Below are 20,590 nucleotides of genomic sequence, written 5' to 3'. Positions count from 1 at the left end.
AGGGGCATCCGGCCACCCGTTGAAACGGCTGAACTGGATGCATGGACAGGACTGTATAGGAATACATTGATTGACGTAAAGCCGATTTAACGTCAGTTTGCCTTACCATATCGCCATGGCCAACTCGGACTACGACGACCGCTGGCGCCAAACGCACCTGGGGCGTTTGCTGGGCCACGCCATGCGGCGCTTTGACGAGCGCGTGCTGCAGCTGATGGCCGTCAACGAGCGCGCGCCACTGGCGCTGTCCAACCTGGCGGCGCGCGACAAGGTGGGCGCGGCGCACATCCACATCACCCGCCACCTGCCGCTGGAAGGCGCGCGGCTGACTGAGCTGGCGCGCTGGGCCGGCATGAGCAAGCAGGCGATGGGCGACCTGGTGGACCAATGCGCGGCCTGGGGCCTGGTGCAGCGCGAGCCCGACCCGGTGGATGCGCGGGCGCGCCGCATCGTCTTCACCGCCAGCGGGCTGGACTGGCTAGCGGCGTTTCAGGCCGCCGTGGCGCAGGCCGAGGCCGAGTTTCAAGCGGCGGTGGGCAAGGACGTGGCCACCGTGGTCGCGCTGGGGCTGGAGGCCTACGCCGCGTCGGCCTGATGGCGGCGCGCAAGGCGGTCAGGCCGCGCGTTGGCGTACCACCATGACTTCTGCGCCAGTGTTCAGCCCAACACACCCACCACCAAGAACACGGCGCGGGCGCTCGCCACCGGCTGCGCCTCGCCTTGCGGCGGGGTGGCCGTGATCAGGGCCTGCGCAAAGGCCAGGCGGCTGCCGGCCTTGGTGACCTGCACCTCGGCCTGTACCCAATCACCGACCTGCGCCGCCCCCACGTAGTCAACACCCAGACTGGAGGTGATCATGCGCAGCGGCGGCGTGCGCGAGGCGGCGGTGACGTAGCCCAGCGCCACGTCGGCAAGCGTGGCGATCGCCCCGCCATGCCAAGTGCCCGACGCGTTGGTGTGCATGGGCGCCACGCGCAGCCCGATCAGAAAGCCCTGCGCCAGGGGCCGGTGGAAGTACGGCCCGGTCAGATCCAGAAACGGGCTGGTGCGAAACAGCGGCACGAAGCCGTCGGGCACGGCGGGCAGGGGCGCAGTCATGGCCGATGGCGCTCGGCAAAGGCAAAGGCAAAGGCAACGGTGGGCGATGAGGGCATGCGGGGCTCCGGCAGCGGTATGAAAAGCCCATTGTGATAACCCTAGCGCAGGGCGAAGCTCATCCGGCCTTCAGGTCGCGCCGCATGCCTTGGCAGCTCAACCGGCTAGCTGCCGGCCCGCGGGCTACTCAGCCAGATGGCACACGGCTTCGATGTTGTTGCCTTCCGGGTCGATGACGAAGGCGCCGTAGTAGTTGGGGTGGTAGTCGGGGCGCAGGCCCGGCGCGCCGTTGTCCTGGCCGCCCGCGGCGATGGCGGCTTGGTAGAAGGCGTCGACCTGCGCGCGGTTTTGCGCGCGCCACGCCAGGTGGCACCCGGTGGTGGCCGCGGGGCCGCCGTAGGGCGATGGGCCGTCGATGAACCAGACGTCGGCCTTCTTGCCGTCGGGCTCTGCCGCGTCGGGGTAGGCGAAGCCGACGATGTTGGCGCCGTAATGCCCCTCCAGACACACGCTGTAGCCCAGGGGCGCCAGGGCGGCGCTGTAGAAGGCTTTGGCGCGTGCGATATCGGCGACGCGAAAGGTCATGTGGTCCAGCATTGTGAGTTCTCCTTCCGTGGGTAGTGCGGCAAATTCTAGATCGAAACTGTATAAATAAACAGTTGTTTTCTGCCGCAGCGACGCGCTGCGCGGGCGGCCCCGTGCCCGGGCGACCAGGCCGCCGCGCACCGCCGTCGCGCAGGCGACCTAGAATGGTTGCCAAGGCGCGGCGTTCCCACACAGCGCTGGACTTCAGGAGACACAAGGCATGCGCATCCTCATCGCGGAAGACGACCAGGTGCTGGCCGATGGCCTCATGCGCAGCCTGCGCAATGCGGGCGCCGCCGTTGACCACGTGGCCAGCGGCAGCGAGGCGGACACCGCCCTGCTCACCAACACCGAGTTCGATTTGCTCATCCTCGACCTGGGCCTGCCCAAGCTGCACGGCCTGGAAGTGCTCAAGCGCCTGCGCGCGCGCGGGCAGACGCTGCCGGTGCTGATCCTGACAGCGGCCGACGGCGTGGACGAGCGCGTCAAAGGCCTGGACTACGGCGCCGACGACTACATGGCCAAGCCCTTCGCGCTGAGCGAGCTGGAGGCGCGCGTGCGCGCCCTCACGCGGCGAGGCATGGGCGCGGCCAGCTCCACCATCAAGCACGGCCCGCTGGAATACGACCAGACCGGCCGCGTGGCCAGCATCGACGGCAAGATGGTCGATTTGTCCGCGCGCGAGCTGGGCCTGCTGGAAGTGCTGCTGCAGCGCAGCGGCCGCCTGGTCAGCAAAGAGCAGCTGGTCGAGCGCCTGTGCGAATGGGGCGAAGAGGTGAGCAACAACGCCATCGAGGTGTACATCCACCGCCTGCGCAAGAAGATCGAGAAAGGCCCGATCCGCATCGCCACCGTGCGCGGCCTGGGCTACTGCCTTGAAAAGATCACCCCCTGATCTTTTCAGCAGCAAATTGGCCGCTGGCGCCGGTGCACACTGCGCCAGCAGCTATTTTTAATATAGCAAGTGAAACTCTTCCAGCGGTCGCAGCGCTCGCTCTTCGGCGAGATCCTGGACTGGATGCTGACGCCGCTCTTGCTGCTGTGGCCCATCAGCCTGGCGCTGACCTGGCTGGTGGCGCAGAACCTGGCCAACAAGCCGTTTGACCGCGCGCTGGTCTACAACGTGCAGGCGCTGGCGCAGCTGATTCAGGTTGGGCCCGGCACGCAGGTGCGCTTCGTCCTGCCGCAACCGGCCAGCGAACTGCTGCGCGCCGACGATTCGGACGACGTGTACTACCAGGTGCGCGACGCGCGCGGGCAGCACCTGTCGGGCGAGCGCGACCTGCCCTTGCCTCCGCGGATCGAACGCGCCGACGACCCCGAATCGGCCCGCCTGCTGGATGAGCCGCAGCTGCGCGACACCGAGTTCCGCGGCCTGCCGGTGCGCGTGGCCTACCTGTGGGTGCCCGTGGGCGGCGGCGCGCAGCACGCGCTGGTGCAGGTGGCCGAGACGCGCGAAAAGCGCAGCGTGCTCGCCACCGAGATCATCAAGGGCGTGATGCTGCCGCAGTTCGCCATCTTGCCGCTGGCGGTGCTGCTGGTGTGGCTGGCGCTGGTGCGCGGCATCAAGCCGCTGAGCCAGCTGGAGCAGCGCATCCGCGCGCGCCGCCCCGACGACCTGAGCCCGCTGGACGACAGCGCCGTGCCGCAGGAAGTCAGCCCGCTGGTCGATTCGGTGAACGACCTGCTCACGCGGCTGAAGGATTCGGTGGGGGCGCAAAAACGCTTCCTGGCCGACGCGGCGCACCAGCTCAAGACACCGCTGGCCGGGCTGCGCATGCAGGCCGAGCTGGCCCAGCGCGAAGGCGCCAGCGAGGAGGAGCTCAAGCAGTCGCTGCAGCAGATCGGCCACGCCAGCGTGCGCGCCACCCACACCGTCAACCAGCTGCTGGCGCTGGCCCGCGCCGAAGGCGGCAATGCGGCGCTGGCGCGCCAGCCGGTCGACCTGGCGGCGCTGACGATCGAGGTGGTGCGCGAAGCCGTCCCCGCCGCGATGGAGCGGCGCGTGGACCTGGGCTACGACGGGCCCGAGCCCGGCGCGCCGCACCTGGTGCGCCACGGCAACCCGCTGCTGCTGCGCGAAATGGTGCGCAACCTGGTGGACAACGCGCTGCACTACGCCCCCGTGGGCGCGCCGGACGGCACGGCCGAAGTCACCGTGCGCCTGCGCGTGGCGCCGCCCGGCGGCGGCCTGGCCATCGAGGTGGAAGACAACGGCATGGGCGTGGCCGAGGCCGACCGCGAGCTGGTCTTCCAGCCCTTCTACCGCGTGCTGGGCACCGACGTGGACGGCACTGGCCTGGGCCTGCCCATCGTGCGCGAGATTGCCGAGCAGCACGGCGCCAACGTCACCGTGCTGGAGACCCACCCCGGCCAGCCCCGGCCGGGCGCGCGGTTCGTGGTGCGGTTTTTGTGAGGCGCGCCGGGGCGGGCTGCTCCGCTGGCCTCAGCTGCCCTGCGTGCCGCCTGGCGACGGGCCGGTCGCGCGGCAGACCGAACAGCGAATAACTACCAATTCGATAGCTGCCAGCGCTGGTGCAGCGGGCGCCAGAGGGTGATCTGGCTATTAGTCTGCCGCCGGCCGGTACAGGTTGAGCTGCAGCCTCTCGCGCTCGATCGCGCGGGCCATGCCTGGCACCTGCGCGGTGCGCTGCACCTGGGCCCACAGCTCGGGGTAGTCCTCGGGGTTGATCCCGGCGATGCTGCCCCAGCGCAGCAGCGTGAGCGCGTAGGCGTCCAGCGGGCCGGGGTGCACGCCGCCCAGCCAATCGCTGCCCGCGGCGCGCGTGCGACGCACCATCGTCTGCAGCTCTGCCAGCAGATGGCGGTAGCTGGCCACGCCAAAGCGCTTCATCTCGGCCTGCGCGGCTTCGTTGTCGCTGAATTTGTGCGGCATGAAGATGTGCGTGAACGCCGGGTGCACGGTGTTGTTCATCCAGGCCAGCGCTTCGTAAAAGCGGGCGCGCGCCAGCGGCTGGTGGGGGATGAAGTGGGCCTCGGGGAAAGCGGCGTCGATGTAGCTGACGATGGCCACGATCTGCGTGAGCACCTCGCCGCCCGCCACCAGCACCGGCACCTGGCTGCGCGGGTTCAGCGCCTTGTAGTCGTCGCCGTACTGCTCGCCCTTGTGCAGCTTGATGGGCACGGGCTCGAACGTGGCGCCGGCCAGCTCCAGCATGCTGTGCGGCACGAACGAGCAGGCACCGGGGGCGTAGTAGAGCTTGAGGGGCATGGCGGCGTCTCCTTGGCGGTGGGGCCGAGCGCGTTCTGGCTGAGCGCGTTGGGCCTGGTGCACAGGATACCGTTGCACCGCCGAATGGCGCAGCGGCTGCGGGCTATGGGCATGCGCCGCGCGGGGTGGCGGCTGAGGGCGGTGCTGCGGGCCGGCAGCGCGACGCGATCAGTCGCAGTCGCGCAGCTCACGCCCGCCCAGGGCGCCGCGCAGGCCGCGCGCCTGCTGGCGCAGCGCGTCGTCGGCGTTCGGCAGGCGCAGGCGGTAGCCGGGCACGTCGCGCCTTTCCTGCACCACGCGGGCGGTGCGCACGCCCTTGCGGCCCAGATCGGCCAGCGCGCGGTCGGCCGCGTCTTCGTTGGCAAAGCGGCCCAGGGACAGGCCCGGCTCCAGCCCGGCGCCGGGGCGGTCGGTATCGACACCCAGCGCGCGCAGCTCGGCCCGCTTGGCGGCCACGGCGCTGGCGTCGGCGAGCTTGCCCACGTACACCATCCAGCGGCCCGGCAGCTGCACTTCGTCCAGGCGCCAGCTGCCCTCGGGCAGCTTGGCCAGCGCCTTGCGCAACTCCGCCACCTGCTTGTCGTCGAACACGCCCGCCTGCAGGCACGCGCCGCCGCTGGGCGCTGCGGCGGCCTGGGTGGCAGACGCACCGGCCGCGCTGGCCGCGGCTTCGGCAGGGGCGGGGGTGTCGGCCGCCGGGCGGCCCGTGGCGCTGTCGGTGCTTGCTGCGGCGGGCGCGCGGGCGGGCGTGGAGGCGGGGGTGCCGCTGGCGTCTTCCTGCAGCGGGCGCACCTGCAGCGCTTCGGGGCGCACCTGGCGCTCCAGGCGTTCGGGCTCGCGGGTGGGCGCGGGGCCCATGCCCACGCCACGCAGCCAGCCTTGCGACCAGGCAAACCAGGCCGCGTTGGCGGCCAGCAGCAGAATGACCAGGCGGCCGATCATGCGGCGCCCTCGTTCACGGGCGCGGGCCGCACGCTGACTTCGGCGCTGGTGATTTCGCGCACGCCGGCGTCGGTGCGCACCTTCAGCGCGCCTTGCGCCGACACGCCCAGCGCCCGGCCCGTGAGGCCGTCCGACAGCACCACGTCGCCCCCGGCCAGCACATCGCGCGCGGCATAGCGGGCCTGCAGCGGCGCAAAGCCTTCGCGCTCGAACGCCAGCACGGTGTGCAGCAGCGGCAGCGCTACGCGCTGCAGCAGGCCGGGCGCGTCCAGCGCGGGCAGGAATTCGCGCACCCAGGCGGGTGCGGTGCGCAGGCCGTCGGCCTCGGGCGCATCCAGGTTGATGCCGACCCCGATCACCACCTGACGCGGCGCATCGACCGGCGCACCCCCCGCGGCCGTTTCGATCAGGATGCCGGACAGCTTGCGCCCTTGCCACCACAAGTCGTTGGGCCACTTGATGCGCAAATCGGGGTGCAGCGCCTCGGCCAGCGTCAGGCCCACGGCCAGCGACAGGCCCGACCAGTCGGGCGGCGCCAAGGGCAGGCTGAGCGAAAACGCCAGTGCGCCCTGCCCGGCGGCCGAAGCGCTTTTCCACGCGCGCCCCAGGCGGCCGCGCCCCGCGGTTTGAGCCTGGGCGACCAGCAGCGTGGGCGTGGTGTCGCCCGCGCGCGCGCGGCGCATCAGCTCGGTGTTGGTGGAATCGATTTCGGCCAGCACCTGCACGCGCAGGCCGGGCAGCAGCGGCTGCAGGCTGTCCTGCAGCGCGGCGGCGCCCCAGCGCTGGTCCAACTCGTGCGGGGCGGATGTAGCCATCACGCCTTGGCCTTGCGGCCTTGGTCCTTCTTCTTGCCGGCTTTCTTGTCAGCCTCGGCGCGCAGTTTTTTTTTCTTCTTCTTTTTCTTCCGGCTGCGCTCTTCGGCCGTTTCAAGGTCGGACGACAGCAGCGTGCCTCGGCATTCGGCGCTGCCGCACCAGCAGGGGTAGTCGGCGATCAGCTCGGGCGTGAGCGGCTCGTCGATCACCAGGCCGTAGTCGTAGTTCAGCTCTTCGCCCGCGCGGATGGGCCGTACCGACTTGATGAAGATGCGGCCTTCGTCCTCATCGGCCTCGCAGTTGGCCGCGCAGCTGTGGTTGATCCAGCGCGAATCGTTGCCGCCGTACAGCGCGTCGATGACGCGGTGCTCGTCGATGTGGAAGTAGAACGTGTGGTTGGGCTGCGCCGGGTCGTGCGGGTGGCGGCGCAGCGCTTCGTCCCAGCTGATGATCTCGCCCACGTACTCGATGATGCGCACGCCGGCCGGGATGTCTTCCAGCGCGAACACGCCCTGGCCGTGCACGCCGGAGCGGCGCGTTTCGATGCGCCAGGCCCCAGGCGGCGTGGGCGTGTCAGCAGAAGGTTTGGAAGCCACGTCCGGAATTTGCTATGTTGAACCTATGGGCGCGCACGTGTGTGGGCGCGCGAGAGCGGGTGCGCGTGGGCGCACGCGCGCGTGGGAAGCAACGGATTCTAGCGAGATGAAAACCCTGGTCATTGCAGAAAAGCCCTCGGTGGCGCAAGACATCGTTCGGGCGCTGACGCCGGTCACGGGTGCTTTTGACAAGCACGACGACTATTTCGAGAACGAGCGCTACGTGGTCACCAGCGCCGTGGGCCACCTGGTGGAGATCCAGGCGCCCGAGGCCTATGACGTCAAGCGGGGCAAGTGGAGCTTTGCGCACCTGCCCGTCATTCCGCCGCACTTCGACCTGAAGCCGGTGGACAAGACCAAGACGCGGCTGAACGCGGTGGTCAGGCAGGCCAAGCGCAAGGACGTGAACGCGCTGATCAACGCCTGCGACGCGGGGCGCGAGGGCGAGCTGATCTTCCGCCTGATCGACCAGTACGCCGGCGGCGGCCAGCCGCTGGGCAAGCCGGTCAAGCGCCTGTGGCTGCAAAGCATGACGCCGCAGGCCATCCGCGACGGCTTTGACAACCTGCGCACCGACCAGCAGATGCAGGGCCTGGCCGACGCCGCGCGCAGCCGCAGCGAGGCCGACTGGCTGGTGGGCATCAACGGCACGCGTGCCATGACGGCCTTCAACTCGCGCGACGGCGGGTTCTTCCTGACCACCGTGGGCCGCGTGCAAACGCCCACGCTGGCCGTGGTGGTCGAGCGCGAAGAGCAGATCCGCAAGCACATCGCGCGCGACTATTGGGAAGTGCACGCCAGCTTTCTGGCCGAGGCCGGCCAGTACACCGGCAAGTGGTTCAGCCCCGGCTGGAAGAAAGACCCGGACGACGCCGACAAGCGCGCCGACCGCGTGTGGACGCAGGCCGAGGCGCAGGCCATTGCCGACGCCGTGCAAGGCAAAGCCTGCACCGTCACCGAAGAAAGCAAGCCCAGTACCCAGGCCAGCCCGCTGCTGTTCGATTTGACCAGCCTGCAGCGCGAGGCCAACGGCAAGTTCGGCTTTTCGGCCAAGACCACGCTGTCGCTGGCGCAAAGCCTGTACGAGCGCCACAAGGCGCTGACCTACCCGCGTACCGATTCGCGCTACCTGCCCGAGGACTATCTGAAGGTGGCGCGCGACACCTTCCAGATGCTGGCCGGCGGCGAGCAGCGCCACCTGGCGCCGTACGCCCGGCAGGCGCTGGAGCAAGGCTACGTGAAGCCCACGCGGCGCATCTTCGACAACAGCAAGGTGTCGGACCACTTTGCCATCATCCCCACGCTGCAAGAGCCCGGGCAGCTGTCCGATGCCGAGCGCAAGCTGTACGACCTGGTGGTGCGCCGCTTCATGGCGGTGTTCTTCCCCAGCGCCGAATACCAGATCACCACTCGGATAACGACCGCTAGCCATGAAGGCCAGCCATACAACTTCCAAAGCAACGGCAAGGTGCTGGTCAAGCCGGGCTGGCTGGCCATCTACGGCAAGGAAGCCGACGACGAGATGGAGAAGAAAGAGGGCGAAAGCAGCAAGTCGCTGGTGCCCGTGAAGCCCGGCGAGGTGGTGCACAACGACGGCGTGGACATGAAGGCACTGCGTACGCGCCCGCCCGCCCGCTACAGCGAAGCCACGCTGCTGGGCGCCATGGAGGGCGCAGGCAAGTGGATCGATGACGACGAGCTGCGCGAAGCCATGCAGGAAAAAGGCCTGGGCACGCCCGCCACGCGCGCGGCCACCATTGAAGGGCTGATCACCGAGAAGTACATCCTGCGCGAAGGGCGCGAGCTGATCCCCACGGCCAAGGCGTTCCAGCTGATGACGCTGCTGCGCGGGCTGCAGGTGGAAGAGCTGTCGCGCCCCGAACTGACGGGCGACTGGGAATACAAGCTGGCGCAGATGGAGCACGGCCAGCTGTCGCGCGAGGCGTTCATGCACGACATCGCCGCGATGACCGAGCGCATCGTCAAAAAAGCCAAGGAATACGACCGCGACACCGTGCCGGGCGACTACGCCACGCTGGCCACGCCCTGCCCGCACTGCGGCGGCGTGGTGAAGGAAAACTACCGCCGCTACGCCTGCACTGGCGCGGACGGTGCCAGCGCGGGCTGCGGCTTCTCATTCACCAAAACGCCGGCGGGCCGCACCTTCTCGGTGGAAGAAGCCGAGCAGTTCGTGCGCGACCACAAGATCGGCCCGCTGGAAGGCTTTCGCAGCAAGGCCGGCTGGCCCTTCGTGGCCGAGCTGGCGCTGGTCAAGGACGAGGAAACCGGCAACTACAAGCTGGAATTCGACTTTGGCGACGACGCCAAGGCCGAGCAGACGGGCGAGATCGTCGACCTGTCGGGCGAGCCCAGCGTGGGCCCCTGCCCCAAGTGCGGCGCGCCCGTGAAGGCCTTCGGCAAAAGCTACGTCTGCGAAAAATCCGTGCCGACCGCCGCGCAACCCGTGCCCAGCTGCGACTTCAAGAGCGGCCAGGTCATCCTGCAGCAGCCGGTGGAGCCCGAACAGATGCACAAGCTGCTGACCGAGGGCAAGACCGACCTGCTCGACAAGTTCGTCAGCATGCGCACGCGCCGCGCCTTCAAGGCCCGGCTGGTGTGGAGCGCTGAAGAAAGCAAGGTCAACTTCGAATTTGAGCCGCGCGAAGGCGGGCGCAAATTCCCGCCGCGCAAGACGGCAGCCGCTACCAAAAAAGTAGCTGCCCGCGCAGGCGGCACCAGCGCTGGCGCATCCAAAGACGCCAAACCTGCAGCAGCGAAGAAAACCGCAGCCAAGAAAGCCGCCGCGCCCAAGGCCGCCAAAGCCCCGCGCGCCGGCACGCTGAAACCCAGCCCGGCCCTGGCCGCCGTCATCGGCGAAGGCCCCTTCGGCCGCGGCGAGGTGATGAAGCTGCTGTGGGACTACATCAAGGCCAACAACCTGCAAGACCCCAGCGACAAACGCACCATCCGCGCCGACGACAAACTGCGCCCCATCTTCGGCGCCGACAGCGTTGGCATGTTCAAGCTGGCGGGGATTGCGGGCGGGCATTTGACCAGCTGATCCCGCCACTGGGCGCCTGCCCCCATCTATTCAAGACAAGAACGTACACAGAGAAAACCGTATGAGCATCACCCAAGACACCGCCGTCACCATCGCCTACAAGGTCACCGACGCCCAAACCGGCCAGGTGCTGGACAGCGGCACCACCGCCTACCTGCATGGCCATGGCAACCTGTTTCCCAAGGTGGAAGCGGCGTTGGAAGGCCGGGGCGTGGGCGCCAAGGTCGAGATGGATCTGGCCCCGCCGGATGCGTTTGGCGAGCGCGATGAAGCGCTGGTGCGCGCGATTCCGAAAAGCGAATTCCCGCCCGGGGTGAAGGTGGGCGGCCAGCTGCAGGGCCAGGGCCCGCACGGCCACCCGGTGGTCTATAACGTGGTGAAGATCAAGGGACCGGAGGTGCACCTGGACGGCAACCACGCGCTGGCGGGCAAGGCGATCCGCTTTGCCGCCACGGTGAAAGCGCTGCGCCCAGCCACCAGCGAAGAGCTGGCGCATGGCCACGTGCACGGCGCGCACGGGCACCACCACTGACGCGCGCGGGCACCGCGCGCATTCCTGATGACGCGCACGGTGCCGGGCTCGGCTGGGCGGCCGCACGCGCCGGCGCAGTGAATCGCGCGTGGGCGCCATGCCATCAATTTGATAGCTGCCAGCGCAGGTCAGGCGGGCGCTAGGGCCCGATTTCTTTCAATAGCCCGAACGCTCAACGCCACCCGGCTTCGCGCATCTGCGCCAGCGCGAAGTCGGCGATCAGGCCGTGGGCGTAGGGCGTGGGGTGGATGGCGTCGGCCAGCAGGTAGCGCGAGCGGTCGCCGGGCAGCAGGTTGGCGCTGTTGCAGACCAGCGCGGTGCCGTTGGTGCTGGGCGTGGGGCTGAAGGCGTTGGGGCCGCAGGCCACGTCGCTGACGTTGGACAGGCCGTAGTGGCCGGGGCGGGCCAGCATGTCGCTGGTCAGGCCGTACGCATCGGCCAGGTGCACCTGCGGCACGCCGGCCAGCGCGGCGGCCAACTGCTGGTTGAAGGCGCGGGTCATCGTGTCGCCCAGCGTGGCGATGGCCTCGCCCTGGTCGCGCAGGTACGGCAGGCCGGCGATGTTCGGCACGTTGAGCACCAGCACGCGCTGCGCGCCCTTGGCCACCACTTCGCTGCGCACCAGCGCGCCCAACTGGGCACCGGCGTCGGCAACGTTCTGCAGCGCCTGCGTGGGGTTGGTGGGGGCAGTGAGGGCCAGCTCCATCACGACGTCGTTGGTGCCGGCCATGACGACGACGAGTTCATCGCCCCGATAAGCGCCGCCGGCAGCGGCCAGGTGCGCCGCCATCTGCTGCTGCACGGGCTTGGCCAGGTAGCCGATGTTGACTTCGCCCAGGCGCTGCATGGCGACCGAGCTGCCGGCCAGCACGCTGGCCACGCGCGCGCCGCCTTGCGCGTAAATGGTGCAGCCGGGGTGCGCGGTGACGGGCGCGCCGGTCAGCGCAGGGCTGTTGGGCTGCAGGCCGGTTTCGGCGGCGCAGGCGGGCGGCAGGTCGAGGCGCTGCGACAGCTGTTCCACCCACACCTGGCCGCCGCGCGTGTCGTTGACGGTCCAGCGCCCGGCGCCGCCGGTTTGTGCGCCGATCAGCGCAATGGTGCCCACGCCGTAGCTGCCCACGTCGCTGAACGAATCGCCAAACGCCACCAGCCGCTGGATGGGGTGGCCGCCGGCGCCGTCGTCGTCACCGTCTCCCCCACAGGCCGTGACCGCCAGCGCCGCGGCCACTGCCGCCAGGGCGGTGCGCAAAAACCTCAATCGCATCTTTCTCCATAGGCGGCGCGGGGTGGGCGCTGCAGGCCGCATGGTAATGCGCACGGGGCCACTTACACTTGACCGGGTGTCCGCCCCGCCCACCCAGGCGCCTGCATCACCGATGGCGCCGCCCGCTTCCCTGATGACCCCGCGTCTGGCGTGGGCCATGCTGTTGGCGCTGGCCAGCGGCTTCACGCTCAGCCAGGCGTTTCGCACCGTGGCGGCCATCATGGGCCCGTCGCTGGTGACGCAGTTGCAGCTGTCGCCGCAAGAGCTGGGCCTGTGGGCGGCCACGTTCCACTTCTCGTTCGGGCTGATGCAGCTGGTGATGGGCGTGTCCATCGACGTGTTCGGCGTGCGGCGCACCATCGTCTGGGCGTTTCCGGTGGCCGTGCTGGGCGGCGCGATCTCGGCGCTGGCGCCCAGCTTCGGCTGGCTGCTGCTGGGGCAGGTGCTGATCGGCAGCGGCTGCGCGCCTGCGTTTCTGGTGTGCACGGTGTTCATCGGGCGGTACTTTCCAGCCGCGCGGTTTACCGCGGTATCGGGCCTGGTGATGAGCATCAGCGGCCTGGGCGTGCTGGCCACGGCCACGCCGCTGGCCCTGTTGATCGAGCTCAGCAGCTGGCGCTGGGGCTTTGGCGTGCTGGCCGCCCTGGGCCTACTGAGCTGGGCCGCCATGGCGTGGCTGGTGCATGAGCCTGCCACGGCGGTAGGTGGCGCCGCACAGCGGCCCTCGCTGCGCGAAGCCACGCTGGGCCTGCTCAGCCTGTTTCGCCTGCCGCACACCGCCGGGCTGGTGGCCTATGCGGCGGTGGCGTACGCGGGCTTCATCACGTTGCGCGGGCTGTGGCTGGGGCCGCTGCTGATCGAGCGCTACAGTTTCACCCTGGTGCAGGCGGGCAACGTAGCGCTGGCCATGACGCTGGGCAGCATGATCAGCCCGGCGGTCTTTGGCCGGCTGGACCCGGGCGGCGCGCGGCGCATCCGCTGGCTGCTGGGCTTTGCGGCGCTGGCCGCGGCGCTTTTGGCGCTGATGGCGGTGGTGCACCACGCCGCGCTGGACGTGGCGCTGGCGCTGACCTACGGCCTACTGTCAGGCTACGGCCTGCTGCAGTACGGCTACGTACGCGACGCCTACCCGGCCGAAATGCGCGGGCGGGCGCTGTCGCTGTTCACCATGGCGATGTTCCTGGGCATTGCGCTGATGCAGTGGCTGACCGGACTGGTGGCCTCGCTGGCCAAGGCCGCCGGGGGCGACCCGTTCACCGGCGCGCTGCTGGCCATGGCCGCCATGGTGGCGGGCGGCGCGCTGCTGTTCTGGAAGCTGCCGCGCGCGCAACTGGCGGATTAGCGCGCGGGCACGCCCGGCCAACGTGACGATTCGCTGATCCGCCGGCTCGCCGGTTCGCCGGTTCGCCGGTTCGCCAGCGCATGTGACGTCCTGACACCGGCCCGCATCGCCCAGCGGGCATACTGCAACCAGACGAAGGAGTGCCCTGACATGATGAATTACCAACCCACTTCGCCCGCCACGCAGGCCGCCCCGGCATCCGTGGCTTCGCGGCGCGGCGCCGCCCTGCGCTGGCTGGCCGCGCTGGGCTGCCTGGCCACGCTGGCCGGTTGCAGCGGTGTGCCCGTCAGCAACCCCGACACGGCGGGCAGCGGCTCCAGCGTGAGCGTGTACGGCACCGTGGACGCCGGCGTGGGCCGCACCAAGCGCTGATCCGAAAACTATTGTTTTGATAGCTGCCAGCGCTGGCCAGTCCTGCGCCAGCGGCCTGATTGATTCAAAGCGCCAACGCCCCCAGCCCACCCTGACCCCCACGCACGCGGGGCGCCCATCCGCCGCATGAAACGCCTGCGCTCCGCCCCCAACGCCGCCATCGCCCAGATCTGGGCCGATCTGCTGTGCGAAGCCGGCTTGCCCGCCACCGTGGAGCGCCGTTACCTCTCTGCCGTGGCCGGCGAACTGCCGCCCGACCAATGCCTGCCCGAAATCTGGCTGCGCCACGACGAACACGCCCCCGCCGCCCGCGCCCTGCTGGACGAGCTGGAGCGCGTGCCGCAGCGGCAATGGACTTGTCCGGCCTGCGGCGAGCACATGGAAGGCGGGTTTGAGCAGTGCTGGGCGTGCGGGACGGCGATGCCCGCCCCAGGCCCTTTCTAGGCCTGCGTCGCTGCCGCGCGCTTCGGGCTACGGCCATGGCGCGCCGCGTTCGCGCCCACCGCATCGTCGTCGATGGCGTCTTCCGCTCAAGCGCTGGGGCACCCGCCCCCGGGCGAACTCGCCTCATCGCAGGCCACTCCAATCCCACATAATCGCCTATGTCAAGTGGCATACTTCACTTGAGTTTGGTATTTGACTCACCAAGGACGATCAGGGAGTGAACATGAAAAAATCAGTTTTGCTGGCAAGCACCGCGAGCGCACTGTTTCTGGCGGGCGGGCCGACCACCACCGCCGTGGCGCAGACCGCGGCCCCGCGCACCGTGACGTGCGCATCCACCGCAGTGTTCAACACCGGCGCCGATGGCGCGGGGGGCAAGCTGGCCTTGTCGAACGTGGCCGACCCGTCCTGGGGCTATGCCACCGGCAGCGGCAGCAGCTACCCGCCTCCCAGCACCACATGGGGTACGCCGGTCACCGGACAACTTTCAACCTCAGCTTGGGTATGGACCGACTCGGACACGGTGTCGCCCCAAGCGCAGTGGCTGACCCGCGATGCCACCCTGAACGGCTCGCCCAACAATTACTACCGCTACGTCTTCAATCTGGCTGCCAACGTCGACCCGGCCCAACTGCAGGTCACCACGACGTACTACGCTGACGACGGCGTTACCGCCATTTACGTCAATGGCCAGGCGGCGCCGTCGCTTCAGCCCAACGCCTGGGCGACGGGTTCGCCGCGCGAGACCGTGCCGGGCAGCACGACGCTGTCAGGCAACTGGGTGGCGGGCACCAACGAAGTGATCGTGGCGGTCGGCAACTCTGGCAACAGCCCCAGCGGCCTGCTGGTCAACACGGCGATCGCCAACTGCGCGAGCTTGGCGGCCCCGGCTCAGGTGCCCACCATGGAAGTGTGGGGGCTGGCCAGCCTGGCCGCGCTGATGTCGCTGGGCGCGTCCTTCGGGCTGGCACGCCGCTCGCGCCGCCGCAGCGCCTGAGGCGAAAGCGCGGCCGGGCACCCGCCGTGCCCGTGCCGCGCCATGCCCCTGGAGTTTTGCTATACGTTGAATAGCTGCCGGCGCAGATCCGACGGGCGCCAGAGCGGCTTTTTGCTCTACCGCGCCGCATCACGGCGGGGATTTTGCCGCCGCCCTACTTCCACCGCACCGGCTCCACGCTCACGCTGCCGCGTTGGCTGGACAAGGTGAGCACGCCGTCGAGCAGCGTGGCTTGCAGCTGCATGCTGCGTTCGGCCAGGGCGCCCAGCGCCTGCGCTTCGGGCGTGGGCAGGCGCCAGACGCTGAGTTTGTCCAGCCGCGCCAGCTTGCCTTCCATGCCGCGCCACCACACATCGGCGGCGCTGCCGTAGGCGTAGAGGCTGACGGCGTCGGCCTGGCTGCAGGCCTTGGCGACCGGCTTGTCCTCGGGCTGGCCGACTTCGACCCACAGGCGCTTGCGGCCGGTGAAGTCGCTGAGCAGCACGTCGGGCTCGTCCGGGCTGGACAGGCCCGCGCCAAAGCCGATGCGCGCGTCGCCATCGCACAGCGTCTGCACCAGGTGCGCGTTGAGCGCCAGCGCGACCAGCCGCACCATCATGCGTTCGTCCGTCTCGCTGGGGTGGCGCGCCAGGGTCAGGGCGTGGTCGGCGTAGTAGGCATGGTCGATGTCGGCGATCGACAGGTCGGCCTTGAAGATGGTGGATTTGAGGGCCATGAACGGTGTGATTTGCTACGCTAACAATAGCTTCCAGCGCTGATTGCACAAGCGCCGGAGGCCGATTTGACTAAAAAACCATTCCTAGCGAGTCGCACAAGCGCATGGCGCGCTGAGCCCCTCTCAGCCCCGCAAACGCCGTTCCCGGACCCGCGCCGGGAACTGGCGTTGTCCCCCTCCGGAGCGCGCAGCGCGCAGAGAGGGGGAAGGCGCGCAGCGCCACAGGGGGTGTCAAACCCTTTTCGCGAGTTCGGCCGCCTTGCCCACGTAGCTGCCGGGCGTCAGCGCCAGCAGCCGGTCTTTCTCGGCCTGCGGAATCTCCAGCCCGGCGATCAGGCTGTGCAGCGCCTCGCGTGTGACGGCCTGGCCGCGGGTAGCTTCCTTCAGCTTTTCATAGGCGCCGGCCACGCCGTAGCGGCGCATGACGGTCTGGATCGGCTCGGCCAGCACTTCCCAGCTGCTGTCCAGATCGGCGGCCAGGGCGGCTTCGTTCAGCTCGAGCTTGTTCAGCCCGGTCATCAGCGACTGGTGCGCCAGCACGGCGTAGCCCAGGGCCACGCCCATGTTGCGCAGCACGGTGGAATCGGTCAAGTCGCGCTGCCAGCGGCTGACGGGCAGCTTTTCAGACAGGTGGCGCAGCAGCGCGTTGGCCAGGCCGTAGTTGCCTTCGGCGTTTTCAAAGTCGATGGGGTTGACCTTGTGCGGCATGGTGGAGCTGCCGATCTCGCCCGCCTTGGTCTTCTGCTTGAAGTAGCCCAGGCTGATGTAGCCCCACACGTCGCGCGCCAGGTCGATGCAGATGGTGTTGGTGCGCGCCACGGCGTCGAACAGCTCGGCCATGTAGTCGTGCGGCTCGATCTGGATGCTGTAGGGCTGAAACGTAAGGCCCAGGCCCGGCTGGCCGGGCACGGCGCCGGGCTCGCCCGCGGCGGGCGATTCGATCACGCGGCGGCTGAAGGCTTCCCAATCCACATCCGGCCAGGCCGACAGGTGGGCGTTGTAGTTGCCCACGGCGCCGTTCATCTTGGCCAGCAGCTGCACGCTGGCGATCTGCGCGCGCGCCTTGGCCAGGCGGGCGACGACGTTGGCCAGTTCCTTGCCCACGGTGGTGGGGCTGGCGGTTTGCCCGTGCGTGCGGCTGAGCATGGGCACGGCGGCGTGCGTGTGGGCCAGCGTGCGCAGCTTGTCGATCACCGCGTCCAGCTGCGGCAGCAGCACCTGGTCGCGCCCGGCCTTCAGCTGCAGCGCGTGGCTGGTGTTGTTGATGTCTTCGCTGGTGCAGGCGAAGTGCACGAATTCGCTGGCGGCCTGCAGCTCGGGCCGGCCTTCAAACTTGGACTTGATCCAGTACTCGACCGCCTTCACGTCGTGGTTGGTGGTCTTTTCGATGTCCTTGATGGCCTGGCCATCGGCGGGCGAAAAATCGCTCAGCAGGCTGACCAGGTAAGCGCGCGCTTCGGCGGAAAGCGGCTTGAATTCAGCCAGGCCAGCGTCGGACAAGGCGATGAACCAGGCCAGCTCCACCTGCACGCGCCGCTGCATGTAGCCCAGCTCGCTCATGATGGGGCGCAGGGCGCTAAGTTTGGCGGCGTAGCGGCCGTCCAGCGGCGAAACAGCGGTCAGCGGGGTGAGTTCCATGGCGCCGATTGTAGAAGCCGCGCCTGCGCCGGCGGCCCCGGCCCGGCGCCCAGCCCCACGCCCCGCGCGTAGGGCCTTGGCCTAAAATCTCGCGTAGCTTTCTGTCACATATCCAAGCCAAAGCGAGCAGCCATGCGTTTGATCGGCGCCCCAGCCAGCCCCTTTGTGCGCAAAGTGCGCGCTGTTCTGGCCGAGAAAAAGCTGGACTACCTTTTCGTGCCCGAAAACGTCTGGGCCGAAGACACCCAGATCCACGCCGCCAACCCGCTGGGCAAGGTGCCCTGCCTCGTCATGGACGGGCAAGAGGCGGTGTTCGATTCGCGCGTGATCGTCGAATACCTGGACACGCTGTCGCCCGTAGGCAAGCTGATCCCGCCTTCGGGGCGCGACCGGGTCGAAGTCAAAACCTGGGAAGCCCTGGCCGACGGCCTGTGCGACGCGGCGCTGCTGGCGCGGCTGGAGCGCACCTGGCCCGGCCGCGCCGAGGGCGAACGCAGCGCCGCCTGGATCGAGCGGCAGATGCGCAAAGTGGACCAAGCGCTGGCCGCCATGAGCAGCGGCCTGGGCGACAAGCCCTGGTGCGCCAGCGGCGTGCACCCTACCCTGGCCGACATCGCCGTGGGCTGCGCGCTGGGCTACCTGGACTTTCGCTTTCCTGAACTGGACTGGCGCGCACGGCACGCCAACCTGGCGGTGCTGCTGGACGACCGGCTGATGGCGCGCCCAAGCTTTGCCGACACCCTGCCCGCCGACTACGCCTGAGTCTGACCGCCCCGACGCCGGGCGGTTTACCCCAAAAAGAAACGCCGCCACAGCACAAGGCTGGGCGGCGTTCGGGGGCATAAAAAAGCTGCCGGAGCGGCCTGAAGCGAAGGAGGAGGAGGGAGGGAGGAGGAAGTGCGCTTCAGGTTTTCAGCGGACCGTCATGGGTCCTGGGCTCGGCAGCGTAAGTTCGATAACGGGACAGCTTTCTGAGGACTGAGATGAGAGATGGCGGCTCTTGTTCCGCTTTCAACATCTGAGGCCTGGATGATCGCGATAGTTCCAAGAAAAATGATGGCGCTTCGGTAAAGATGTGTGTAGCTGCAGTGACAGTTTGCTGCGGTTCAGCCGGGCACCTTAAACAGGGCTTAAAGCCTTGCGCCAAGCGCCATCGCTGGATGGGTTTGACTCTAGCTGCGCCCTGCCCCCGGGGGTGTCGGACAAGGGCTTGTCTCGGCTTATGCGGTGCTGAACGTCGAAACGCAAGTGCGGCGACTTAGGCGTGAAGCTTGAGGGCGTGCACGCCGTGCAGCCCTGCGCTTCATTTCACGCCGACGCCAACCCCGCCGCGTGGCCCAGCGTGAAGGCCTCTTCAAACACCGAATAGCCCGCCCAGTCGCTATGGGCGAACCGCAGGCGCGGCGCTTCGGCAAATTGCGGCACTGGCAGATGCTCTGCTTTCAATAGCTGTTGGCGCTTGCCTGACGTGCGCCACGGGGCGATTTGGCTCAAAACGCCAGGCACGGGCACGGCCATGGCGTGGCCGTAGCGGACGATGTCGATGCGCTGGGTTTGGCTGGCCAGGTCGGGGTGGGCGGGGGCCAGTTCGGCGAGGATGGCGTCGCGCCAGCTGGCCCAGGGGGTGTTCAGCAGCGCCTCGCGCGCGCCGGGCTCGTCGCCCAGGGCGCGGTACCAGGTCAACACGGTGGCGCCGGGCACGGGGGCCAAGCTTTGGTGCATGGCGTCCACATAGCCCAGGCCGGCACTGCCGTACAGCACGTTGTCCCAGCTGGGCGCGGCGCCGCGCCGATCTGCCAGGGGTGCGCGCAGGCGCAGGTTGGCGACCAGCCAGGGCGCGCTGCGCAGGCGGGCGGCGCGCTGGCGCAGGGCGTCGGGCAGCGGCTGCACCACGCGGGCGGCCACGTGCAGCGGCAAGGCGACAATGGCCTGGCGGGCGTGCCAGCGCTCCAGCCGGTTGCCCGCCACGTCCAGCGCATCGACGACCACGCCCTCGCGCTCGGCCGCGATGCGCAGCACCACGCGCCCGGTGCGCAGCCGATCGTCCAGCGGCGCCGCCAGCCGGGCGCTGAGCCAGCCGTTGCCCTCGGGCCAGGTGAGCACGGCGTCGGGCGCTTCGTCGCTGTTCTCACCCGGCGCATGAAAGCCGTGGCGGCTGGCGAAATAATGCAGCCCCGCCCAGGCGGAGACGGTGGCGCTGCCCGCGCCGAAGTCGTCGCGGCAGGCGTAGTCCAGGTACCAGCGCAGGTGCGGGTCGGTCAGCCCTTGTTGGTCCAGCCATGCTTTGAAAGTGATAGCGTCCAGCGCAAGCTGCGCGGGCGCCAGCGTGCTTCTGAGCACCGGAATGGCGTAGTGCGCCTGCCGCTGCGCATCGGCCACCAGCGCGGCAAAACGCCGGTACTGCGCCAGGGTGCTGGCGCCCACGCCTTCGACGGGCAGCAGGCCTTCCTGCCAATGGCCTTCAAAGAACAGGCGTTCCTGCGGGCTGTGGCACAGGTGGCGCTCGTCGTACTGCCAGCGCCCCGCCACGCGCCGGCGCAGGCCCAGCTCTTCCAGCAGGTCTTGCACCTCGCGCGCGTCGTCGCCCGGCACCGGCAGGTAGTGCGCGCCCTGCGGGCAGGCGATGCCGCCGACCTGCGTGCCACGGCTGTTGCCGCCGGGGGCGTCTTCCAGCTCCAGCAGCGCAAAGTCGTCGTGCCCGCGCTGGCGCAGCGCCCGCGCCGCCGCCAGCCCGGCAATGCCGCCGCCGGCGATGAGGGTGTGGGTGCGGTGGGTGACGTCGGGCTGGCGCGCGGCACGCGCCTCACGCAGCAAGTGCCCGCGCTCGGGCGAGGTGCCGGTGAAGCCACCTTCGATGTGCGCGGTGGCGTCTGGCGTGCAGCCGGCCAGTGCCCAGCCGGCCAGCGCCGCGCCCGCGCGCAGCACCTGACGGCGTCGCGGCGGCGTGTTCATGCAGCGAT

20 protein-coding genes are annotated in these 20,590 nt (G+C 69.2%); 10 read left to right on the top strand and 10 right to left on the bottom strand.

Annotation, left to right across the window (positions count from 1 at the left end; translation table 11 throughout):
- Nucleotides 1-115 precede the first annotated feature (115 nt).
- Nucleotides 116-595: a helix-turn-helix domain-containing protein gene (locus tag C6570_RS03675; RefSeq protein ID WP_106702015.1), complete on the top strand. Its 480-nt coding sequence runs from the start codon at nucleotides 116-118 to the stop codon at nucleotides 593-595.
- A 62-nt stretch (nucleotides 596-657) separates the two neighbouring features.
- Here C6570_RS03675 and C6570_RS03670 read toward each other — a convergent pair whose 3' ends face one another.
- Nucleotides 658-1,098: a PaaI family thioesterase gene (locus tag C6570_RS03670; RefSeq protein ID WP_106702014.1), complete on the bottom strand. Its 441-nt coding sequence runs from the start codon at nucleotides 1,096-1,098 to the stop codon at nucleotides 658-660.
- 180 nt (nucleotides 1,099-1,278) lie between these two features.
- Nucleotides 1,279-1,692 carry a VOC family protein gene (locus C6570_RS03665; RefSeq protein ID WP_106702013.1) on the bottom strand — a complete coding sequence of 138 codons (414 nt, stop codon included), beginning with the start codon at nucleotides 1,690-1,692 and terminating at the stop codon, nucleotides 1,279-1,281.
- A 208-nt stretch (nucleotides 1,693-1,900) separates the two neighbouring features.
- Between C6570_RS03665 and C6570_RS03660 the strand changes: the two genes are divergently transcribed.
- Together C6570_RS03660 and C6570_RS03655 are read left to right on the top strand one after the other, a co-directional pair.
- Nucleotides 1,901-2,575, top strand: coding sequence for a response regulator (locus C6570_RS03660; RefSeq protein ID WP_106702012.1), 675 nt, complete (start codon nucleotides 1,901-1,903; stop codon nucleotides 2,573-2,575).
- Between the two features lie 69 nt (nucleotides 2,576-2,644).
- Nucleotides 2,645-4,096: a sensor histidine kinase gene (locus tag C6570_RS03655; protein ID WP_106702011.1), complete on the top strand. Its 1,452-nt coding sequence runs from the start codon at nucleotides 2,645-2,647 to the stop codon at nucleotides 4,094-4,096.
- A 150-nt stretch (nucleotides 4,097-4,246) separates the two neighbouring features.
- Here the strand turns inward: C6570_RS03655 and C6570_RS03650 are convergent, their stop codons facing one another.
- From C6570_RS03650 to C6570_RS03635, 4 genes are all read right to left on the bottom strand, one after another.
- Complete coding sequence (locus C6570_RS03650; RefSeq protein ID WP_106702010.1) at nucleotides 4,247-4,912, bottom strand: glutathione S-transferase family protein; 666 nt, start codon at nucleotides 4,910-4,912, stop codon at nucleotides 4,247-4,249.
- A gap of 168 nt (nucleotides 4,913-5,080) precedes the next feature.
- A complete protein-coding gene (locus C6570_RS03645; protein WP_106702009.1) occupies nucleotides 5,081-5,854 on the bottom strand; it encodes a sporulation protein in 774 nt (257 codons plus the stop codon).
- Entirely contained in the window at nucleotides 5,851-6,669 is an 819-nt protein-coding gene (locus C6570_RS03640; protein ID WP_106702008.1) for a biotin--[acetyl-CoA-carboxylase] ligase, read from the bottom strand. Before C6570_RS03640 ends, C6570_RS03645 begins: the two co-directional genes overlap by 4 nt.
- Nucleotides 6,669-7,265 carry an SET domain-containing protein gene (locus C6570_RS03635; RefSeq protein ID WP_106702007.1) on the bottom strand — a complete coding sequence of 199 codons (597 nt, stop codon included), beginning with the start codon at nucleotides 7,263-7,265 and terminating at the stop codon, nucleotides 6,669-6,671. The genes C6570_RS03640 and C6570_RS03635 overlap by 1 nt, the downstream gene beginning before the upstream one ends.
- 106 nt (nucleotides 7,266-7,371) lie before the next feature.
- On the opposite strand from C6570_RS03635, the gene C6570_RS03630 reads away from it, so the two are divergent.
- On the top strand, nucleotides 7,372-10,326 hold the full coding sequence (locus C6570_RS03630) for a DNA topoisomerase III (protein WP_106702006.1): 2,955 nt from the start codon (nucleotides 7,372-7,374) through the stop codon (nucleotides 10,324-10,326).
- Nucleotides 10,327-10,387: 61 nt separating this feature from the next.
- Nucleotides 10,388-10,858, top strand: a complete 471-nt coding sequence (locus tag C6570_RS03625; RefSeq protein ID WP_106702005.1) for an FKBP-type peptidyl-prolyl cis-trans isomerase — start codon at nucleotides 10,388-10,390, stop codon at nucleotides 10,856-10,858.
- A gap of 172 nt (nucleotides 10,859-11,030) precedes the next feature.
- On the opposite strand, the gene C6570_RS03620 is transcribed toward C6570_RS03625, so the two are convergent.
- Nucleotides 11,031-12,122: an SGNH/GDSL hydrolase family protein gene (locus C6570_RS03620; protein ID WP_164675482.1), complete on the bottom strand. Its 1,092-nt coding sequence runs from the start codon at nucleotides 12,120-12,122 to the stop codon at nucleotides 11,031-11,033.
- Nucleotides 12,123-12,255: 133 nt separating this feature from the next.
- Between C6570_RS03620 and C6570_RS03615 the strand changes: the two genes are divergently transcribed.
- The 4 genes from C6570_RS03615 (at nucleotide 12,256) to C6570_RS03600 (ending at nucleotide 15,277) form a co-directional block, all read left to right on the top strand.
- Nucleotides 12,256-13,464, top strand: coding sequence for an MFS transporter (locus C6570_RS03615; protein WP_245896288.1), 1,209 nt, complete (start codon nucleotides 12,256-12,258; stop codon nucleotides 13,462-13,464).
- Nucleotides 13,465-13,614: 150 nt separating this feature from the next.
- Complete coding sequence (locus tag C6570_RS03610; protein WP_106702002.1) at nucleotides 13,615-13,836, top strand: hypothetical protein; 222 nt, start codon at nucleotides 13,615-13,617, stop codon at nucleotides 13,834-13,836.
- 126 nt (nucleotides 13,837-13,962) lie between these two features.
- Nucleotides 13,963-14,280: a putative signal transducing protein gene (locus tag C6570_RS03605; RefSeq protein WP_106702001.1), complete on the top strand. Its 318-nt coding sequence runs from the start codon at nucleotides 13,963-13,965 to the stop codon at nucleotides 14,278-14,280.
- A gap of 223 nt (nucleotides 14,281-14,503) precedes the next feature.
- A complete protein-coding gene (locus tag C6570_RS03600; RefSeq protein WP_106702000.1) occupies nucleotides 14,504-15,277 on the top strand; it encodes a hypothetical protein in 774 nt (257 codons plus the stop codon).
- Nucleotides 15,278-15,431: 154 nt separating this feature from the next.
- Here C6570_RS03600 and C6570_RS03595 read toward each other — a convergent pair whose 3' ends face one another.
- Both C6570_RS03595 and purB read right to left on the bottom strand, forming a co-directional pair.
- A complete protein-coding gene (locus C6570_RS03595; protein WP_106701999.1) occupies nucleotides 15,432-15,992 on the bottom strand; it encodes a YaeQ family protein in 561 nt (186 codons plus the stop codon).
- A gap of 231 nt (nucleotides 15,993-16,223) precedes the next feature.
- Nucleotides 16,224-17,630, bottom strand: a complete 1,407-nt coding sequence (gene purB, locus C6570_RS03590) for an adenylosuccinate lyase (protein ID WP_106701998.1) — start codon at nucleotides 17,628-17,630, stop codon at nucleotides 16,224-16,226.
- Between the two features lie 132 nt (nucleotides 17,631-17,762).
- Here purB and C6570_RS03585 point away from each other — a divergent pair, with 132 nt between their 5' ends.
- Nucleotides 17,763-18,392 carry a glutathione S-transferase family protein gene (locus C6570_RS03585; protein ID WP_106701997.1) on the top strand — a complete coding sequence of 210 codons (630 nt, stop codon included), beginning with the start codon at nucleotides 17,763-17,765 and terminating at the stop codon, nucleotides 18,390-18,392.
- A gap of 546 nt (nucleotides 18,393-18,938) precedes the next feature.
- Here the strand turns inward: C6570_RS03585 and C6570_RS03580 are convergent.
- Nucleotides 18,939-20,582 (bottom strand): FAD-dependent oxidoreductase, encoded by a 1,644-nt coding sequence (locus tag C6570_RS03580; protein ID WP_106701996.1) that lies wholly within the window; start codon nucleotides 20,580-20,582, stop codon nucleotides 18,939-18,941.
- Nucleotides 20,583-20,590 lie beyond the last annotated feature (8 nt).

Origin of the sequence: Ottowia oryzae, from assembly GCF_003008535.1 — a bacterium.
Taxonomy (GTDB): domain Bacteria; phylum Pseudomonadota; class Gammaproteobacteria; order Burkholderiales; family Burkholderiaceae_C; genus Ottowia; species Ottowia oryzae.
The sequence above is the reverse complement of the archived record's forward strand: the minus strand, read 5'-3'. Positions and strand labels throughout refer to the sequence as shown.